General features: G+C 43.4%; 14 protein-coding genes and 1 tRNA gene. 12 read left to right on the top strand and 3 right to left on the bottom strand.

Translation table 11 applies throughout. From position 1 onward, the window contains the following. The first annotated feature begins 96 nt into the window (after positions 1-96). Together clpX and BQ7344_RS13740 are read left to right on the top strand one after the other, a co-directional pair. Positions 97-1,524 (top strand): ATP-dependent Clp protease ATP-binding subunit ClpX, encoded by a 1,428-nt coding sequence (gene clpX / locus BQ7344_RS13735; RefSeq protein ID WP_072522996.1) that lies wholly within the window; start codon positions 97-99, stop codon positions 1,522-1,524. Positions 1,525-1,572: 48 nt separating this feature from the next. Continuing rightward, positions 1,573-2,184, top strand: coding sequence for a zinc ribbon domain-containing protein (locus tag BQ7344_RS13740; protein ID WP_072522997.1), 612 nt, complete (start codon positions 1,573-1,575; stop codon positions 2,182-2,184). Between the two features lie 119 nt (positions 2,185-2,303). Here BQ7344_RS13740 and BQ7344_RS13745 read toward each other — a convergent pair whose 3' ends face one another. Next, positions 2,304-2,642: an EamA family transporter gene (locus BQ7344_RS13745; RefSeq protein ID WP_072522998.1), complete on the bottom strand. Its 339-nt coding sequence runs from the start codon at positions 2,640-2,642 to the stop codon at positions 2,304-2,306. After that, positions 2,635-2,985 carry an EamA family transporter gene (locus BQ7344_RS13750; RefSeq protein WP_072522999.1) on the bottom strand — a complete coding sequence of 117 codons (351 nt, stop codon included), beginning with the start codon at positions 2,983-2,985 and terminating at the stop codon, positions 2,635-2,637. The genes BQ7344_RS13745 and BQ7344_RS13750 overlap by 8 nt, the downstream gene beginning before the upstream one ends. Positions 2,986-3,142: 157 nt before the next feature. Here BQ7344_RS13750 and BQ7344_RS13755 point away from each other — a divergent pair, with 157 nt between their 5' ends. From BQ7344_RS13755 to BQ7344_RS13775, 5 genes are read left to right on the top strand one after another with little or no spacing between them, the layout of a single operon-like run. Continuing rightward, positions 3,143-4,075: a glycosyltransferase family 2 protein gene (locus BQ7344_RS13755; RefSeq protein WP_072523000.1), complete on the top strand. Its 933-nt coding sequence runs from the start codon at positions 3,143-3,145 to the stop codon at positions 4,073-4,075. Further along, positions 4,075-5,043, top strand: coding sequence for a hypothetical protein (locus tag BQ7344_RS13760; protein ID WP_072523001.1), 969 nt, complete (start codon positions 4,075-4,077; stop codon positions 5,041-5,043). The genes BQ7344_RS13755 and BQ7344_RS13760 overlap by 1 nt, the downstream gene beginning before the upstream one ends. Further along, positions 5,040-6,323, top strand: coding sequence for an ATP-grasp domain-containing protein (locus tag BQ7344_RS13765; protein ID WP_072523002.1), 1,284 nt, complete (start codon positions 5,040-5,042; stop codon positions 6,321-6,323). The genes BQ7344_RS13760 and BQ7344_RS13765 overlap by 4 nt, the downstream gene beginning before the upstream one ends. A 9-nt stretch (positions 6,324-6,332) precedes the next feature. Continuing rightward, positions 6,333-7,460 carry a dTDP-4-amino-4,6-dideoxygalactose transaminase gene (gene rffA, locus BQ7344_RS13770; RefSeq protein WP_072523003.1) on the top strand — a complete coding sequence of 376 codons (1,128 nt, stop codon included), beginning with the start codon at positions 6,333-6,335 and terminating at the stop codon, positions 7,458-7,460. Positions 7,461-7,480: 20 nt separating this feature from the next. After that, positions 7,481-8,884, top strand: a complete 1,404-nt coding sequence (locus BQ7344_RS13775; RefSeq protein WP_072523004.1) for an ArnT family glycosyltransferase — start codon at positions 7,481-7,483, stop codon at positions 8,882-8,884. A gap of 612 nt (positions 8,885-9,496) precedes the next feature. Here BQ7344_RS13775 and BQ7344_RS13780 read toward each other — a convergent pair. Beyond that, positions 9,497-9,580 (bottom strand) — tRNA-Leu (locus BQ7344_RS13780). Between the two features lie 257 nt (positions 9,581-9,837). Between BQ7344_RS13780 and BQ7344_RS13785 the strand changes: the two genes are divergently transcribed. From BQ7344_RS13785 to modA, 5 genes are all read left to right on the top strand, one after another. Beyond that, the gene (locus BQ7344_RS13785) at positions 9,838-10,926 is read left to right on the top strand and encodes a carbamoyl phosphate synthase small subunit (RefSeq protein ID WP_015543347.1); all 1,089 of its coding nucleotides are present in this window, start codon (positions 9,838-9,840) and stop codon (positions 10,924-10,926) included. Beyond that, on the top strand, positions 10,913-14,128 hold the full coding sequence (carB, locus tag BQ7344_RS13790) for a carbamoyl-phosphate synthase large subunit (RefSeq protein ID WP_072523005.1): 3,216 nt from the start codon (positions 10,913-10,915) through the stop codon (positions 14,126-14,128). The genes BQ7344_RS13785 and carB overlap by 14 nt, the downstream gene beginning before the upstream one ends. A 240-nt stretch (positions 14,129-14,368) precedes the next feature. Next, a complete protein-coding gene (locus BQ7344_RS13795) occupies positions 14,369-15,268 on the top strand; it encodes an undecaprenyl-diphosphate phosphatase (protein WP_072523006.1) in 900 nt (299 codons plus the stop codon). A gap of 165 nt (positions 15,269-15,433) precedes the next feature. Then, positions 15,434-16,297: a hypothetical protein gene (locus BQ7344_RS13800; RefSeq protein WP_072523007.1), complete on the top strand. Its 864-nt coding sequence runs from the start codon at positions 15,434-15,436 to the stop codon at positions 16,295-16,297. A 146-nt stretch (positions 16,298-16,443) separates the two neighbouring features. Continuing rightward, on the top strand, positions 16,444-17,346 hold the full coding sequence (gene modA, locus BQ7344_RS13805; protein ID WP_072523008.1) for a molybdate ABC transporter substrate-binding protein: 903 nt from the start codon (positions 16,444-16,446) through the stop codon (positions 17,344-17,346). The last annotated feature ends 31 nt before the right edge of the window (positions 17,347-17,377 follow it).

Genomic DNA, 17,377 nt, shown 5'->3' on the forward strand with positions numbered 1-17,377 from the left:
TGAACGCATAGGCAAATGGGCCGGGACAGGAGCCATTAGCCTGTGCGTTTTGCATATGAGAGCAGTTGCGAAGCGCCGTAAATGAAAGGAGTTTATATGACAGATAAATACAATGATGAAATCATAGAGGAAGAAAATCAGGATACAGACGATCAGACCGATGATTATGAACCGGAGAAGTTCTGTACCCTCTGTCACCGTTCCGAGCGTCAGGCAGGAAAGATGATCGATCTTCCGAATAATATACATATATGTCCGGACTGTATGCAGAGAAGTTTCGACAGCATGAATACACAGATGCAGAGTGGTAATTTTAATTATGGTGATCTGTTTAACATGCCGAATATCAGTATGATCGATCTGAGCAGCTTCCAGAACCAGATGGGACAGCAGCCAAAACCAAAGAAGAAAAAAAGTGAAAAGAAAGCTCCGGTCCTCGATCTGAAAAAAATTCCTGCACCACACAAGATCAAGGCAACACTTGATGAATATGTGATAGGACAGGAGCATGCGAAAAAGGTTATGTCTGTTGCCGTTTATAATCATTATAAACGTGTTGCGACCGATACAATGGATGAGATCGCAATCGAGAAATCCAATATGCTGATGATCGGACCGACCGGATGTGGCAAGACTTATCTGGTTAAGACGCTGGCGAAACTGCTGGATGTACCGCTTGCGATTGCAGATGCGACATCCCTTACAGAGGCAGGCTATATCGGTGATGATATTGAGAGCGTTGTTTCGAAGCTCCTTGCGGCTGCAGATAATGACGTCGAGAAGGCCGAGCATGGAATTATTTTTATTGATGAAATCGATAAGATCGCGAAGAAGAAAAATACGAATCAGAGAGATGTCAGCGGTGAGGCGGTCCAGCAGGGGATGCTGAAACTCCTTGAAGGCAGTGATGTCGAGGTGCCGATTGGGGCCAACAGCAAAAATGCAATGGTTCCGCTGACTACAGTGAATACAAGAAATATTTTGTTTATCTGTGGAGGTGCTTTTCCGGATCTTGAGAATATCATCAAAGAGCGTCTGAACAAACAGGCATCGATAGGATTTTACGCAGATCTGAAAGATAAATACGATGATGATCCGAATCTTCTTGAGAAGGTTACTGTGGACGATCTTCGAAATTTTGGTATGATTCCGGAATTTATCGGACGACTTCCGATTATATTTACAATGAATGGTCTTACGGAAGATATGATGGTGCAGATTCTGCGCGAGCCGCGAAATGCGATCCTTAAACAGTATCAGAAGCTTCTGGCACTGGACGAAGTCAAGCTGGAATTTGAGGAGGATGCACTTCGCGCAATCGCTGCAAAAGCAATGGAGAAACACACCGGAGCCAGAGCGCTTCGCGCAATCCTTGAGGAATATATGCTGGATATCATGTATGAGATTCCGAAGGATGACAATATAGGTGAGGTAGTAATTACCAGAGGTTATATTGAGGGAAACGGCGGACCGAAGATTCTGCTTCGCGGACAGGAAGTACCGCTTCTCGAAAGTGGAAAGTAATTTTGCAACATAGATTTCACATGGATCAAGAAAGAGAGGAAATGTATTATGGCAAAGGATTTTTTGGGTAATCTTGGACAGGCACTTTCAAAAACTGCAAAAGAATTAAGCGGACGTGCAGAGGATGCTTATGAGACACAGCGTCTTAAAAATAGGATTTCCGCAGAAGAACGTCAGATTGATAAGATCATGGCAGATCTGGGCAAAATCGTGTACCGGCATTACAAAGAAGAAGTACCTGTGGACGATGCACAGAAAGCACTCTGCGAGCAGATCGATCAGCGTATGGAACAGATCGAACAGTTACGTACAGATATCAACGATCTGAAGATCAGAACCAGACGAATCTGCCCATCCTGCGGTAAAGAAGTTGAGAAGAATGCTGCATTCTGCAAATTCTGTGGTGCGGCATGTCCGACACAGGAAGATGAAGAGGATGCCGGTGATGTGATCGAGGGCACTGCTGAGGAGGTAGAGGAAGAAAAAAAGTCGGAAGAAGCCGCAAAAGAAGTAGCAGAGACAGAGGAAGACACAGAAGCAGCAGATACTGCAGAGGTTACCGAAGAACCGACAGCAGACGAAGCTGGAGAGGAAATTACAGAAGCTGAAGCGGAAGAAAAAGCGAAAGAAGCTACAGAAGAAGCAACGACAGAAGAATAAACAGAGCAGACAGCAGGGCAGCATAAACTGCACAGATAGAAACGGACAGATGGGAAAGGTTCTCATCTGTCCGTTTCTATCCATAAGATATTTTGTTTTCAGGTAATTGCTAGAATCAATTACAGTGTATAAACAATGATTCCGGCAATGATGATCAGATTGCCGATAAATTTACCCCGGGTGATTTTTTCTTTCAGGATTACCTTTGAGAGCAGCAGGACAAATACATAGGCGGCGGTATCAATGACCGGACCGTAGCGCATATCGACTTTTGTGTAACACCAGGTATTCAGAAGGAGAATACCGAAAAAAAGAAAATACGCTAAAATGACACGCCAGTTCAGGTATTCCCGAAGGGGATTACTGTATTGGATGTTTGCACTCTGCTTTAAAAGAATCTGGGAGATCGCAGAGAAAAAAGTTCCTCCCAGCATGATAAAAAGAAATGTTCTATTCATAACGCTGCACCGTCCATACTCCAAATAATACGATCAGGATTCCGAGAATATTCTGTGGAGAAAGCTGCTCGTGAAAGATGATCACTGCCCAGATCTGCGACCACAGAAGGTAAACGCTTTTGTTGGCATAGGCAGTCGACAGGGAAAATTTCTTGATGACCTGCTGCCAGGCAATTGCATAAATGCCGCAGTTGGCGATCATAAGAAAAAGAAATACATAGAGAAGCGGTGCATGCAGCCCGTTTCGGTTATACTGGATGGATGCAAGCTTCGAAAAAACGCTTGTCAGTGAAAACAGCAGGATGTTTAAATGAAGCTGTAGATAATTACGGAAATTTTTCATGGTTCCTCCGAAAAATATAAATGGTTTTCTGACATTGTACAACAAATACCATGGATTTAAAATAGGAATCGACAGGAATTTTTTGATTGCTTTACAAGACATATCGAAAATGATATGATAAAAAAGAATGCTAAATTAGAAAGAACGAGGGAAACATATGAGTTTGTATTCCGTTGTGGTTCCTGTGTACAATTCAGAACATACACTTGAGGAACTTTACCGCCGGCTGGAAAAGGTTTTCCGGGAGGTCATAAAAGAAGATTTTGAGCTGATTCTTGTTGATGACGGATCGAAAGACCGTTCTTTCGAAGTAATGAGAGAGCTTCGAAACAAAGATCAGAGAGTCAGAATTATACAGATGGCAAGAAACTTCGGCCAGCATCCTGCACTCCTGTGCGGCTTTGCGCATGTCCGTGGAGATTTTGTTGTAACAATGGACGATGATCTGCAGCATCAGCCAGAGGAACTGCCGAAGATGGTTAATGTGATGAGAGAACGTGATGATGTGGACGCGATCATTGCAAGTTATGAAGGCAGAAAGCATGGATTTATTCGCAGACTCGGCACGAAGTTTTCTGTGTGGGCGACATCCAAAATGCTTGGTAAGGATCCGAATCTTCAGATTACCAGTTACCGCTTGATCCGCCGATTCCTTGTAGATGCGATGGTAAAGACAAATACATATCTGCCGCAGATCGGCAACCTTCTGGTGCTGACCTCGAACCGTATTATCAATGTGCCGGTACAGCATGCCGCCAGAGCTTACGGAAAGAGCGGCTACTCCTTCAAGAGACTTCTTAAGGATCTGATCTATGATATTACCGCACACACTGCATTTCCGCTTCTTATGGTTCGAAATATCGGAATCGTAAGTTTTCTGGTGAGTATGGTGATGGCAGTTTATTTTCTGATCCGATATTTTGCTTTTGGAATTTCGGTAGAAGGCTGGACCTCCTTAATGCTGGTAATGCTCGCTTTTTTTGGACTGATTTTGTTGTCGATCGGAATTATGGGAATTTATCTGATGAATATTTTAAATGAGGCGAAAAAGATGCCTCACTACGTGATTCGTCGGGAGGACACAGACTGATGAAAAAAGAAATCGGCGGTTATTTTGAGCTGGAGGAAATGGCGGGAGAAGAGTATTATCCGGATCTGTATAAAGTAAATCTCGGAAGAACTGCATTGTTGTGGCTTCTTGAGTCGCATCAGTATAAGAAGATATATCTTCCGGTATTTCTTTGCCAGTCAGTCATTGATATCTGCAGAGATCATGATATTGAAGTGGAATTCTACCATCTTGATGCGGATTTAAACATTCTTCTGGAAGAAAGGGAACTTCCGGCAGAGGAATGCCTCTATCTGGTCAGTTATTATGGTCAGCTTACAGACGAAAAAATCCTGTACTGTCAGAAAGTTTATGGCAATGTGATCGTGGATCATACACATTCATTTTTTCAGAAACCGCTTAAGGGAGTGGATACCCTGTATTCCTGTCGGAAATTCTGGGGCGTCAGTGATGGGGCATATGTATCAACGGATATTGCTTTATCCGGGGAGAAGCCGGAGGACAGATCCGGTGGACGTATGAGTCACATTCTGGGGCGTTACGAAGAAAATGCAGGAAAATATTATCAGGCAATGCTTGACAATGCAGCTGGTTATGAGGGCATGGAGATCCGAAAGATGTCAAGGTTGACGAGTAACCTTCTGAAAGCCATTGATTATGAGAAAGGCAAAAAGCAGAGAGAAGCGAATTATGCGCTGCTGGCAGAACTGCTTCCGTCAGATTCTGTATTTAACCGTGTGATTCCGGAAGGTCCATTTGCATATCCGTATTATCATAAGAATGGGATGGCGCTTCGCAGATGTCTGGCGGGACACAAAATTTTTGTGCCGACATACTGGAAAAACATATTTGAGCAGTGCAGTGAAGATTCACTGGAATACCAGTGGACAGCAGAGATACTTCCTCTGCCGTGCGATCAGCGCTACGGTGAAGAGGAAATGAGATATATAGCAGCAAGGATCAGAGAATGGGAGGCATCCGCAGAATGAACCACAGATTATTGATTCTGGGAACGCTTGGAGAATTTGTACAGCTTGTACAGAAAGCAAAACAAAGAGGATATTATACGATTGTCTGTGATGGCTATTCGGAAGGAGAAGCGAGGGCATATGCTGATGCATCGTATGTTTTGCCGGTAACAGATACAGATGCAATTGCAGAACTCTGTAAGAAAGAAAGGGTCGATGGGATCATTACTTCATTTTCTGACCTTTTGATGGAATGCATGGTCAAAATCGCGGCGAAGGCAGATCTTCCGTGTTATCTGAAACCAGAGCAGATTCCGTGGTACCGCGACAAATCCGTGTGCCGTCAGACACTCTCGAAGCTTGGGCTTCCGACACCGGGCTATGTGAAAATACAGGTAAGTCTGTCCTGCGAACCGGATAAAATAAAACAGCTGGTTCACTCCCTTTCTTATCCGCTGATCAGTAAGCCGATGGACAAATATGGATCAAGAGGAATCTATATTATCCACGATGAAAGTGAACTGGCAGAGCAGGTTATACGTACCGCAGAATTTACAGATCTGGACGAGGTATTGGTAGAAGAATACAACGATGGATTTGAGTTTAATATGATGACCTGGGTTTCTGATGGCAAAGTGAATGTGATCAGTATTGCGGACAGAGAGAAGACGCAGCCGGAGGCAGACATGCTTCCGATCAGTACGCGAAATGTCTATCCATCCCGCCTTCTTTCTCATGTGTATGAGCCGGCAAAGGACTTGTTACAGTCTTACATTGCACATACCGGACAGATGGACGGACCTCTTTCTATGCAGTTTTTCTGGAAGCCGGGTAAAGGTATTCAGGTCTGCGAGATCGCAGCAAGATTTTTTGGATATGAACATGAACTGACCGATATGGTCTATGGCTTTAATATAGAAGAACTCCTGCTGGCTGGTGTATATCAGAAGGAAAAAATATCAGAGATGTTTGCCGGACATGATGTTTTTCATCCGCTGCATCATGGGGCAGTTGTATATTTTCATGGAAAACTTCGCAAGATTGCCGATCAGACAAAGGCATATGAGCTTGCCGGAAACGAAGCTGTGGTCAAACCGTGGATCTTTTATAAGACAGGTGAGACTGTGGTAGAATATGGACCAAATCCGTATCTGGCACTGTATTATATGGAAACAGAGAGCAGAGAAAAGCTGGATGAGGTTACCGAATATTTCTTTGACAAGATGAGCATGACTGATCCGGACGGGCAGGAGATCGCATATCGAAACCAGATACCGGATTATTTTATAACAGAAGAGTAGAGGAGACAGATGATCGATTTTAACAGACCGGCACTTGTCGGAAAAGAATTAAATTATATTCAGGATGCTGTTGCCCAGGGAATGCTCTGCGGTGATGGCAAATACACAAAGCTGTGTTCTGAATGGATGAAGAAACGTTTTGATGTCAATCAGGTATTTCTGACAACATCCTGTACACATGCGCTGGAAATGGCCGCTTTTTTGAGCAATATCCAGCCGGGAGACGAAGTGATCATGCCGTCTTATACCTTTGTTTCGACGGCGGATGCTTTTGTGCTCCGTGGTGCAAAAATCGTATTTGTGGATATCAGACCGGATACGATGAATATTGATGAGAATCTTATTGAACAGGCAATTACCGACAAAACCAGGGCAATTGTTCCGGTTCACTATGCCGGTGTTGCATGTGAGATGAATAAGATTATGGAAATTGCACAGAAATACAATCTGAAAGTTGTAGAAGATGCTGCGCAGGGTGTAGATGCCTATTATCATGGAAAAGCTCTGGGAACGATCGGTGATTTTGGATGTTACAGTTTCCACGAAACCAAAAACTTCACGATGGGTGAGGGCGGTGCACTTGTTTTCCAGAAAAATGAATATCAGGAAAAGGCAGAAGTCCTCAGGGAAAAGGGTACGGACAGAAGCAAGTTTTTTCGTGGTCAGGTAGACAAGTACCGTTGGATCGATTATGGTTCGTCCTATCTTCCAAGTGAGATGAATGCAGCATACCTGTATGCCCAGCTGGAAGAATGTGACAAGATCAACCGGAAACGTCATCAGGTTTATGACGGCTATCATGAGAGACTGGCAGATCTGGAGGCACAGGGCAAACTTGATCGTCCATTTGTACCGGATGGCTGTGCGCATAATGCCCATATGTATTATATTAAGGTAAAGGATTTGGCTACCCGTACCAGACTGATCGCATATCTTCGTGAAAACGGCATTGCACCGGCATTTCATTATGTTCCGCTCCACAGTTCTCCGGCAGGAGAAAAGTTTGGAAGATTCTGCGGGGAAGATGTATACACGACAAAAGAGAGTGAACGTCTTCTGAGACTTCCGATGTTTTATGATCTTTCTATGGAAAATGTGGATTATATTGCAGAAAAGATCCATCAGTTTGAATTTTGAGTGCAGTGGAGGAAAGGGTATTGAAACATAAAAAAATCAGTACAGAAACGGTAGTAGAAATTTTGTTTTTCCTGTTTCTTCTGGTATTTTATCTGATGTGGGCGAGGGTTCAGCCAAATGGCGCCGGACCGGATGAACCGATGCGTTATCAGATTGCATATTATATTTATGAGCATGGAAGTCTTCCGGTAGGGGATGATCCTGCAGTCCGAAATATCGTATGGGGAATTTCATATGCATTTTCTCCGATTCTGGACTATATGATCGCGGCAGTGTTTATGAAACTGGTAAGCTTCATAACAACAGTACCGTTTGCGCTTCTTATGGCGGCACGTTTTGTCAATATTCTTCTGGGACTTGGTACGGTATGGCTGGCCCTGGATATGGGAAAGCGCCTGTTTGACCGCAGAAAAGCATGGATTTTTGCAGCATTTGTCGGTCTGCTTCCAGGTTCGTTGTTTGTATTTACTTATGTCAACTGCGATGCACTGGCGGTATTTTCCACAGCAGTGATCGTTTATGCGTGGGTGCGTTATCTCACGGAAGGCTGGACATATAAGAACTGTATCATTCTGGCAATTGGTGTGGCAGTGTGTACGCTGTCTTATTATAATGCATATGGATTTATTTTATGCAGTATTTTTTTCTTTGGCATAACACTGTTTATGGAAGCAAAACAGAAAGGGAATTACGGAGATTTTGCAAAAAAAGGACTTCTGGTCTGCGTAATTGTTATGATCCTGGCGGCATGGTGGTTTGTACGAAATGCTATCCTCTATGACGGGGATTTCCTTGGCATGAATGCTTCTTCTATTTGTGCCGAGAAGTATGCAAAACCGGCTTATAAACCATCTGAGAAACAGACACCACAGATGGCAGGTTATACCTTATGGGATATGCTGAATCAGGGATTCCCGAAATCCGAAGGATTTTCGTGGGTGGAACTTGTCAGTGAAAGCTTTGTGGGAAGATTCGGAAATATGAATGTGTTCATGCCGAAGTGGCTGATCAACAATTATATGGACTTTATTAAAGCAGGATTTCTGCTTATCTTCCTGCATCCGGTTAAGACATTTGCGCTTCGCGTAAAGAAGCAGTGGAGCGTGAAGGGGATGTTTAATTGGTTCATGTTAATCGCAATGATCATCCCGAATATTTTGAATGCGTACTATTCTTACGCATCTGACTACCAGCCGCAGGGACGTTACAGTTTGCCGATGCTGATCCCGATGACTTATTTTATGGTGATGGGATATGGAAACCTCTTTGATGTGACGGTTAAGAATGAAAAAGTACGAAAAGGTGTATATGCGGCCATCTGCGTGGCACTGATGGTGCTGGCGCTGTTTGTGTTCTTTGCTGTGATCTGGCCGGAGTACAGAGATGTACCATTCAGTATACGGGCATTTATAGCAGGAATGTGAGAGGAAGAGATTGATAAAGGATTCCCGGTGTGGGGATATAATAAGAAAATCAGAAGGAAATTTCCGGCAGGTATCATCTGATACTGGCTCAAATCGGAACTTCTAAGATATCATGGTGTACAGAACTTTGCTAAAAGCGATACAGAAAATGCAGAACTCGCTGGCGCTCAGACAGCAGCATTTTCTGCATCAACGCAAAACCTGTACAACCAGATACCTTCACGAAGTTCCTCAAGCGAGCCGATACCAGATGATACCTGCCGGGAATTTTTCTGAGGTTTCCAGATATCCCACACCGGACTTTATACGGGATAGCGCGGAGCGTGAGCGGTGCCCACATGTAAAACTAAAGAAAAGCTCTGAATATAAAGATACCCGGTCCGGTAACCTCTGGAGGAATTTATGGTAACACTTAGGTTATTCGCAGGCTGTGTTATGGAACAAAAGCACATTGTCTGAGCGATAGCGAGTTATGTGCTTTTGGTTCATGGTTTTAACAGACTGAGAATAGCCATAGTGTTTCCAAATTCCGAAGCTGTTACCGGACCGGGTATCTGTTATATCAGAGCATATCCTTTATTTTACGCTTTTTGTTTTAAGATAAAAAAATAATGCAGGAGATGGGACTTGAACCCACACGATCTTGCGACCACAGGCACCTGAAGCCTGCGCGTCTGCCAATTCCGCCACTCCTGCATTTCATTATGAATCAGTCGCTCTCGTCGACTGCCTGTTTATAATAACGCAACAAAACCTAAATGTCAATAGAAAAAATAAAAAAAATTAAATTTTTTTAATAATACTTGCAAAAGCAACAATTTACCCAGCCAATCACCAGAACAAAGTTTTTTTGAACAACTTAATTATTTTTAGTACTTTAACCTGTTGAAAAACAAAAGCTCTTGTGATACAATCTTGAAGATTTAGGATAAAACAAGAGAAAGGGAGATTATATGAAAGCATTTCTGATATTAGAAGACGGCCATGTTTTTAAAGGAACAAGCATCGGTTCGACAAGAGAAGTCATCAGCGAAATCGTGTTTAACACATCCATGACCGGATATCTTGAAGTAATGACCGACCCGTCGTATGCAGGACAAGCTGTCTGCATGACCTACCCTCTGATTGGTAACTATGGTATTTGTTATGAGGACCAGGAATCCAGAAAACCATGGATTGATGGTTTTATCGTTCGTGAATTATCACGTGTCCCAAGCAATTTCAGAAGCGTGGACACAATTCAGCATTTTCTTGAAAAACATGATATTCCGGGTATTGCCGGTATTGATACCCGTGCTCTTACCAAAATTCTTCGTGAAAAAGGTACCATGAATGGTATGATCACTGTCAATGAAAATTATGATTTAGACGAAATAATCCCCCGCTTAAAAGCATATACAACAGGAAAAGTAGTTGAAAAAGTTACCTGCAAAGAAAAAGAAGTACTCAAAGGTAACGGACCAAAAGTGGCACTCATGGACTTTGGAGCAAAACGTAACATCGCCCGTTCTTTGAATGAAAGAGGATGCCAGGTGACAATCTATCCGGCACTGACACCGGCAGAAGAGATCCTGAAAGATGCTCCGGACGGAATCATGCTGAGCAATGGTCCTGGAGACCCGAAAGAATGTACCACTATTATAGAAGAAATCCGTAAACTCTACGAATCCGATGTACCGATTTTTGCAATCTGCCTCGGACATCAGCTCATGGCACTTGCAACAGGTGGTGACACACACAAGATGAAATACGGACACCGCGGCGGCAACCATCCGGTAAAAGACCTTGAGACAGGACGTGTTTACATTTCTTCACAGAACCACGGCTATGTGGTAGATGCAGAAGCACTTGAGAAAAAAGGCATTGCCAAACCTGCATTTATCAACGTAAATGATGGTACAAACGAAGGAATGGCTTACGAAGGGAAGAATATCTTTACCGTTCAGTTCCATCCGGAAGCATGCCCCGGACCGCAGGATTCCAGCTACCTGTTTGACAGATTTATGAAAATGATGGGAGGAACAGATCATGCCGAGAAATAAAGATATACATAAAGTTCTTGTAATTGGATCCGGTCCGATTATCATCGGTCAGGCAGCAGAGTTTGACTACGCAGGTACACAGGCATGCCGTTCTCTGAAAGAAGAAGGCATGGAGGTAGTTCTCCTGAACTCCAACCCTGCGACGATCATGACAGATAAGGATATTGCAGATAAAGTTTACATCGAGCCACTGACAGTAGAAGTTGTAGAGCAGCTCATCCTGAAAGAACAGCCGGACAGCGTACTTCCGACACTTGGTGGACAGGCAGGCCTGAACCTTGCTATGGAACTGGAAGAAAAAGGCTTCCTCAAAGAACACAACGTACGCCTGATCGGTACTACTGCAGAAACAATCAAGAAAGCAGAAGACCGTCAGGAATTTAAAGATACCATGGAAAAGATCGGTGAGCCGGTTGCGGCATCCAAAGTCGTAACAACCGTAGAAGACGGCGTGGCATTCACCAGAACCATAGGATATCCGGTCGTTCTTCGTCCTGCTTACACACTTGGCGGAAGTGGCGGCGGTATCGCCAACAATGAATTCGAACTCAGAGAAATCCTTGAAAACGGTCTCCGTCTTTCACGAGTAGGAGAAGTTCTGGTAGAACGCTGCATCGCAGGATGGAAAGAAATCGAATACGAAGTTATGCGTGACAGCGCAGGCAACTGTATCACAGTCTGCAACATGGAAAATATTGACCCGGTTGGTGTACATACCGGTGACTCCATCGTAGTTGCTCCGTCCCAGACACTGGGAGACAAAGAATACCAGATGCTTCGTACTTCTGCGCTGAATATTATCACAGAGCTTGGAATCACAGGCGGATGTAACGTACAGTACGCTCTTCATCCGGAGAGTTTTGAATACTGTGTTATCGAGGTAAACCCGCGTGTAAGTCGTTCTTCCGCACTGGCAAGTAAAGCTACAGGTTATCCGATTGCTAAAGTTGCTGCAAAGATTGCTCTGGGCTATACACTGGATGAGATTCCGAACGCTATTACAGGAAAAACATATGCAAGTTTCGAGCCGATGCTTGACTACTGTGTAGTTAAGATCCCGAGACTTCCGTTTGATAAATTTATTACTGCAAAGAGAACTCTGACAACTCAGATGAAAGCAACCGGTGAAGTTATGAGTATCTGCCACAACTTCGAAGGTGCCCTCATGAAAGCCATCCGTTCTCTGGAACAGCATGTAGACAGTCTTATGTCCTATGACTTTACAGGTCTTGATGAGGATGAGTTGATCGAAGAACTGGCAGTTGTAGATGACCGTCGTATCTGGAAAATAGCAGAAGCAATCCGAAGAGATATCTCCAAAGAATACATCCACAGAATTACAAAGATCGACCGCTGGTTTATCGACAAGATTGCAATCCTTGTAGAGATGGAACAGGCGCTTAAGACTCAGCCGCTTACAGAAGAACTTCTTCTGGAAGCAAAACGTATGGAATTTCCGGATTACGTGATCGCAAACCTCTGCGGAAGAACAGAAGCCGATATCAAGGCACTCCGTCAGGTATACAAGATCACAGCCGCTTACAAGATGGTAGATACCTGTGCAGCAGAGTTTGCTGCCGCAACACCATATTATTATTCTGTATATGGTGGACCGGATACAGAAAATGAAGCAGTAGCTGCTCATGATAAAAAGAAAGTCCTGGTTCTTGGTTCCGGTCCGATCCGTATCGGACAGGGTATCGAATTTGACTTCTGCTCTGTACATTGTACATGGGCATTCAAAAAAGAGGGCTACGAAACAATTATCGTAAACAACAACCCGGAAACTGTCAGCACCGATTTTGATATTGCAGATAAACTGTATTTCGAACCACTGACACCGGAAGATGTAGAAAACATTGTAAATATTGAGAAACCAGACGGAGCAGTCGTACAGTTTGGTGGACAGACCGCAATCAAACTTACCGAAGCACTTATGAAAATGGGTGTAAAAATCCTCGGAACATCTGCAGAAGACGTAGATGCAGCCGAAGACCGTGAACTGTTCGATGAGATTCTGGAACAGTGCCAGATTCCGAGACCGAAGGGACATACTGTCTTTACTGCCGAAGAAGCAAAAAAAGCAGCCAATGAGCTTGGCTATCCGGTACTTGTACGTCCTTCCTACGTTCTTGGCGGACAGGGCATGCGTATTGCAGTCAGTGATGAAGATGTAGAAGAATACATCGGAATCATCAATCAGATTGCGCAGGAACACCCGATCCTTGTAGATAAATATCTGATGGGTAAAGAAATCGAGGTCGATGCCGTATGTGATGGCGATGACATCCTGATTCCTGGTATCATGGAGCATATCGAACGTGCAGGTATCCATTCCGGAGACAGTATCTCCGTATATCCGGCACAGACGATCAGCCAGAAAGCAAAAGACACGATTGCAGAGTACACACGCCGTCTGGCAAAAGCACTCCACGTAATCGGTATGATCAATATTCAGTTCATCGTATGCGGTGAAGAAGTATATGTTATCGAAGTAAACCCACGTTCCAGCCGTACCGTACCGTACATCAGTAAGGTAACTGGAATTCCAATCGTGCCGCTGGCAACAAAGGTCATTCTCGGATACAAACTGAAAGACATGGGATATGAGCCGGGACTTCAGCCGGAAGCAAAACATATCGCGATCAAAATGCCAGTATTTTCCTTCGAGAAGATCCGTGGTGCAGACATCAGCCTCGGACCTGAAATGAAGTCTACAGGTGAGTGCCTTGGTATCGCAGAGAACTTTAATGAAGCTCTGTACAAAGCCTTCATCGGTGCCGGAATCAAACTTCCGAAGTACAAAAATATGATCATCACTGTCAAAGATGAGGATCAGCAGGAAGTTGTTCCGATCGCAAGACGTTTTGAAGCGCTCGGATATCGTATCTACGCAACAAGAGGAACGGCAAGAGTTCTCAAAGAAAATGGAATCAAGGCGATTCGTACCAATAAACTGGAACAGCCGGCACCAAACCTTATGGACCTCATCCTCGGACATAAGATAGACGTTGTTATTGATACACCGCCGCAGGGTGTGGAACATCAGAAAGATGGTTTCGTGATCCGCCGAAATGCAATTGAGACAGGTGTCAATGTTCTTACCAGTCTGGATACAGCAGAAGCACTTGTAACCAGCCTTGAGAACACAGACCTTCACAACCTGACACTGATCGATATTGCAACGATCGCAGACAGATAAAAAATAAAAAGAATTTTATGACCGGAGAGACGAACATGTTTCTCCGGTTTTTACTTTAGAAGAAATTACAGATATTACAGCAAATAGCTAAACAAAAGTTAAACTTTATATGAAAACCTGCGGAGAGGTTTACGAAGCATGTAAACTGTAATATACTGATAATGTATGAATTGTAGAAGTGCAGTGCACGGACAGTTCTAAGATATCATAAAGAAAATAAGAAAGAGAAAGGAAAGAAAAATGAGTGTTCTGGAATTTATAAAAGTTGTGATACTCGGAATCGTCGAGGGTATTACGGAATGGCTTCCAATCAGCAGTACCGGACATATGATTCTTGTTGATGAATTTATCAAGATGGAAATGACACCGCAGTTTAAGGAATTTTTCCTTGTTGTGATTCAGCTTGGTGCGATTCTTGCAGTTGTTGTTTTATACTGGAGTAAATTGTGGCCATTTTATATAAGAGAGATTTCCACGAAAAAACGTAAAGAACTTAATCGCATGAATCCGGTATCTCGTGTGGCGATGACGTTTGTCGAAAAATTCTGTGACAAAACCAAATGGATCCTGTGGTTCAAGATTCTTGTGGCATGCATTCCGACAATCGTGATCGCACTTCCGTTTAATGATATTATCGAAGAAAAATTCAACAATTATATAGTGGTTGCAATTGCCCTGATCGTATATGGTGTAATCTTCATTCTGGTAGAGAACTACAATAAAAGAAGAAAACCGGTATGTACTTCCCTTGAAGATTTAAGTTTTGGTACCGCATTCAAGATCGGTATCTTTCAGGTACTTTCTGTTATTCCGGGAACTTCACGTTCAGGCTCCACGATCATCGGAGGAATCCTTGTGGGAACTTCAAGAACTGTAGCAGCAGAGTTTACCTTTTTCCTGGCGATTCCGGTAATGTTTGGTGCGAGCCTTTTGAAACTTGTAAAATTTGGTTTCGCTTTCACACCGGCAGAGATTTTGACACTGGTGACAGGCGTTGTTGTTGCATTTTTTGTATCCATTATCGCAATCAAATTCCTGATGGGTTACATTAAGAAACATGACTTTAAAGCATTTGGCTGGTATCGAATTGTCCTTGGTATCCTTGTGCTGGGTTATTTTGCGGTTGCTGTTCACAGGTAATATTCCGCGAGGTGTCTTGTCATGAATATGACAAAATCCCGAGACATACTTCCTCTGATAAAGCTGAAAATTTGACTTTTTGCGGATTACGTGGGATAATGTCTGTGATTTTATAAACAAGAAAATGTATCAACGGTCTAGCATAGACCGGAAAGGATGGAAATAATGAAAGCAAAACATATCATCGCCGTTCTTGGAATGACAATGATCCTTGCTCTTGCAGGATGCGGCTCAAAGGGATCTGTCGTTGAGGTAACTCCGACACCGGCAGCAACTCCGACACCTACAGAAGTTCCGGTAACAGTCACACCGGTACCGACCTCTACACCGGCACCGAAGGTAATTGGTGTAAAAACATCTCAGGCAAAATATATCTACCTGACCAACAGTCTTCAGAACGATATCAGAGAAATCTATCTGATGACATCCGGCGGAGAAGACTGGGGCAAAAACCTGATTCCGTCAGAATCTTCTGTAAAGGCGGCAGAACAGGTGCAGATGTATTACACAGCAGATTCTTCTTCCGCATCAGACAGCAGTGAAGAAAGCACAGATTCAACAACAGATACTTCCGGTGCATCTGCTCTGTATGATATGAAGATTGTGACTGCATCCGGTGATGCATACCAGATCTACAGTGTAAACCTTGGCGATATGGAAAAAGCTTCTCTTGCTTACGACGAAGAGAGTTCCGTTGCATATCTTCGTTATATGAGTCTTTCTGAAAAGAAAGAAAAAGATACAAAGGAAAATTCACAGCAGACATCTTCCTCTGACGATAGTTCTGAGGATACAAGTTATGATGACAGCAGCTATGATGACAGTTATGACGACAGCAGCTATGACAGTTCTGATGACAGTTCTGATGACGGAAGCTACGATGACGGCAGCTATGACGACAGTAATTACGATGATGGCAGTTATGACGATTCCTCCTATGATGATGGAAGCTCTGACGGTTCTTCCTACGATGATTATGTAGACGAAGGTTATGACACCGATGAAGAGGGCGGCGACTGGAATTATTAATCTATAAAAATTTCTTTAAGATTTATTGGTAAGTTCTATTGCAAAATAAGTCGGATAAATTGACGGAAATTTTCTGTACCGTTAAAATATTATCAACGCAGTGATGAAATTACTGGAAAGAGTACAGAAAAGGAGGGAGATTTATCATGAAGAAAAAAATTATGACGATCATGCTGGCTGGTGCTATGGCAGCAGGTATGAGTGCAGGCAGTGTACAGGCAGCAGCCGCAGAGGATGCAAGTGGTGATCTTTATGTATTTATTGCAGCAAGCTTAAGCAATGCAATGGAAGATATCCAGAAGGATTTCAATAAGGAATATCCGGATGTAAATATTCTCTTCAATGCAGACAGTTCAGGAACACTTCAGACACAGATTGAAGAAGGCTCAAGATGTGACGTCTTCTTTTCCGCAGCTACCAAGCAGATGGATGCGCTTGTAGACGAAGAACTTGCAGACAAAGATTCAGTTGTAGATCTTCTTGAAAACAAAGTCGTTCTGATCAAACCAAAGGATGGCGAGACAAAGGTTACCGGATTCGAAAACATCACAGATGCAGAGAATATCGCTCTTGCAGGAGAGGATGTTCCGGTTGGGCAGTACTCCCGTGAAATCTTTAAGAATCTTGGTATTGAAGATGATATCAACAAGATGGAGATCAATGAAGGAAAGAACGTTACGGAAGTACTTGCATCTGTAAGTGAGGGAAGCAACGAGATCGGTGTTGTTTATGCAACAGATGCAGCTTCCGTTGCCGACAAAGTAGATATTATCGCAGAAGCGCCGGCTGGTTCTCTGGAAACACCGGTTCTCTATCCGGCAGGGCTTATCGTTGATTCTGAAGCATCTGATTCCGAATCTGCAGCAGCAAAAGCTTTCTTAGAATATCTTCAGACAGATGGTGCAATGAAAGTATTCGAAGAATATGGATTTGCACAGTACAAAGCAGAGGATGAGAAAGAAGCTGCAGAAGAAACTGATGCAGATACTGCAGAGGAAACTGATGCAGATACTGCAGAGGAAACTGAAGCAACAGAAGAAACAAAATAATCAAAATTACATACAAAAGGGGCGACAGATA

Origin of the sequence: Blautia sp. Marseille-P3087, from assembly GCF_900120195.1 — a bacterium.
GTDB lineage: Bacteria > Bacillota > Clostridia > Lachnospirales > Lachnospiraceae > Blautia_A.

What these genes read in the sequence shown, in the direction of transcription:
- clpX (WP_072522996.1), top strand. Translation starts at nt 97, where the DNA reads ATGACAGATAAATACAATGATGAAATCATAGAGGAAGAAAATCAGGAT.
- BQ7344_RS13740 (WP_072522997.1), top strand. Translation starts at nt 1,573, where the DNA reads ATGGCAAAGGATTTTTTGGGTAATCTTGGACAGGCACTTTCAAAAACT.
- BQ7344_RS13745 (WP_072522998.1), bottom strand. Translation starts at nt 2,642, where the DNA reads ATGAATAGAACATTTCTTTTTATCATGCTGGGAGGAACTTTTTTCTCT.
- BQ7344_RS13750 (WP_072522999.1), bottom strand. Translation starts at nt 2,985, where the DNA reads ATGAAAAATTTCCGTAATTATCTACAGCTTCATTTAAACATCCTGCTG.
- BQ7344_RS13755 (WP_072523000.1), top strand. Translation starts at nt 3,143, where the DNA reads ATGAGTTTGTATTCCGTTGTGGTTCCTGTGTACAATTCAGAACATACA.
- BQ7344_RS13760 (WP_072523001.1), top strand. Translation starts at nt 4,075, where the DNA reads ATGAAAAAAGAAATCGGCGGTTATTTTGAGCTGGAGGAAATGGCGGGA.
- BQ7344_RS13765 (WP_072523002.1), top strand. Translation starts at nt 5,040, where the DNA reads ATGAACCACAGATTATTGATTCTGGGAACGCTTGGAGAATTTGTACAG.
- rffA (WP_072523003.1), top strand. Translation starts at nt 6,333, where the DNA reads ATGATCGATTTTAACAGACCGGCACTTGTCGGAAAAGAATTAAATTAT.
- BQ7344_RS13785 (WP_015543347.1), top strand. Translation starts at nt 9,838, where the DNA reads ATGAAAGCATTTCTGATATTAGAAGACGGCCATGTTTTTAAAGGAACA.
- carB (WP_072523005.1), top strand. Translation starts at nt 10,913, where the DNA reads ATGCCGAGAAATAAAGATATACATAAAGTTCTTGTAATTGGATCCGGT.
- BQ7344_RS13795 (WP_072523006.1), top strand. Translation starts at nt 14,369, where the DNA reads ATGAGTGTTCTGGAATTTATAAAAGTTGTGATACTCGGAATCGTCGAG.
- BQ7344_RS13800 (WP_072523007.1), top strand. Translation starts at nt 15,434, where the DNA reads ATGAAAGCAAAACATATCATCGCCGTTCTTGGAATGACAATGATCCTT.
- modA (WP_072523008.1), top strand. Translation starts at nt 16,444, where the DNA reads ATGAAGAAAAAAATTATGACGATCATGCTGGCTGGTGCTATGGCAGCA.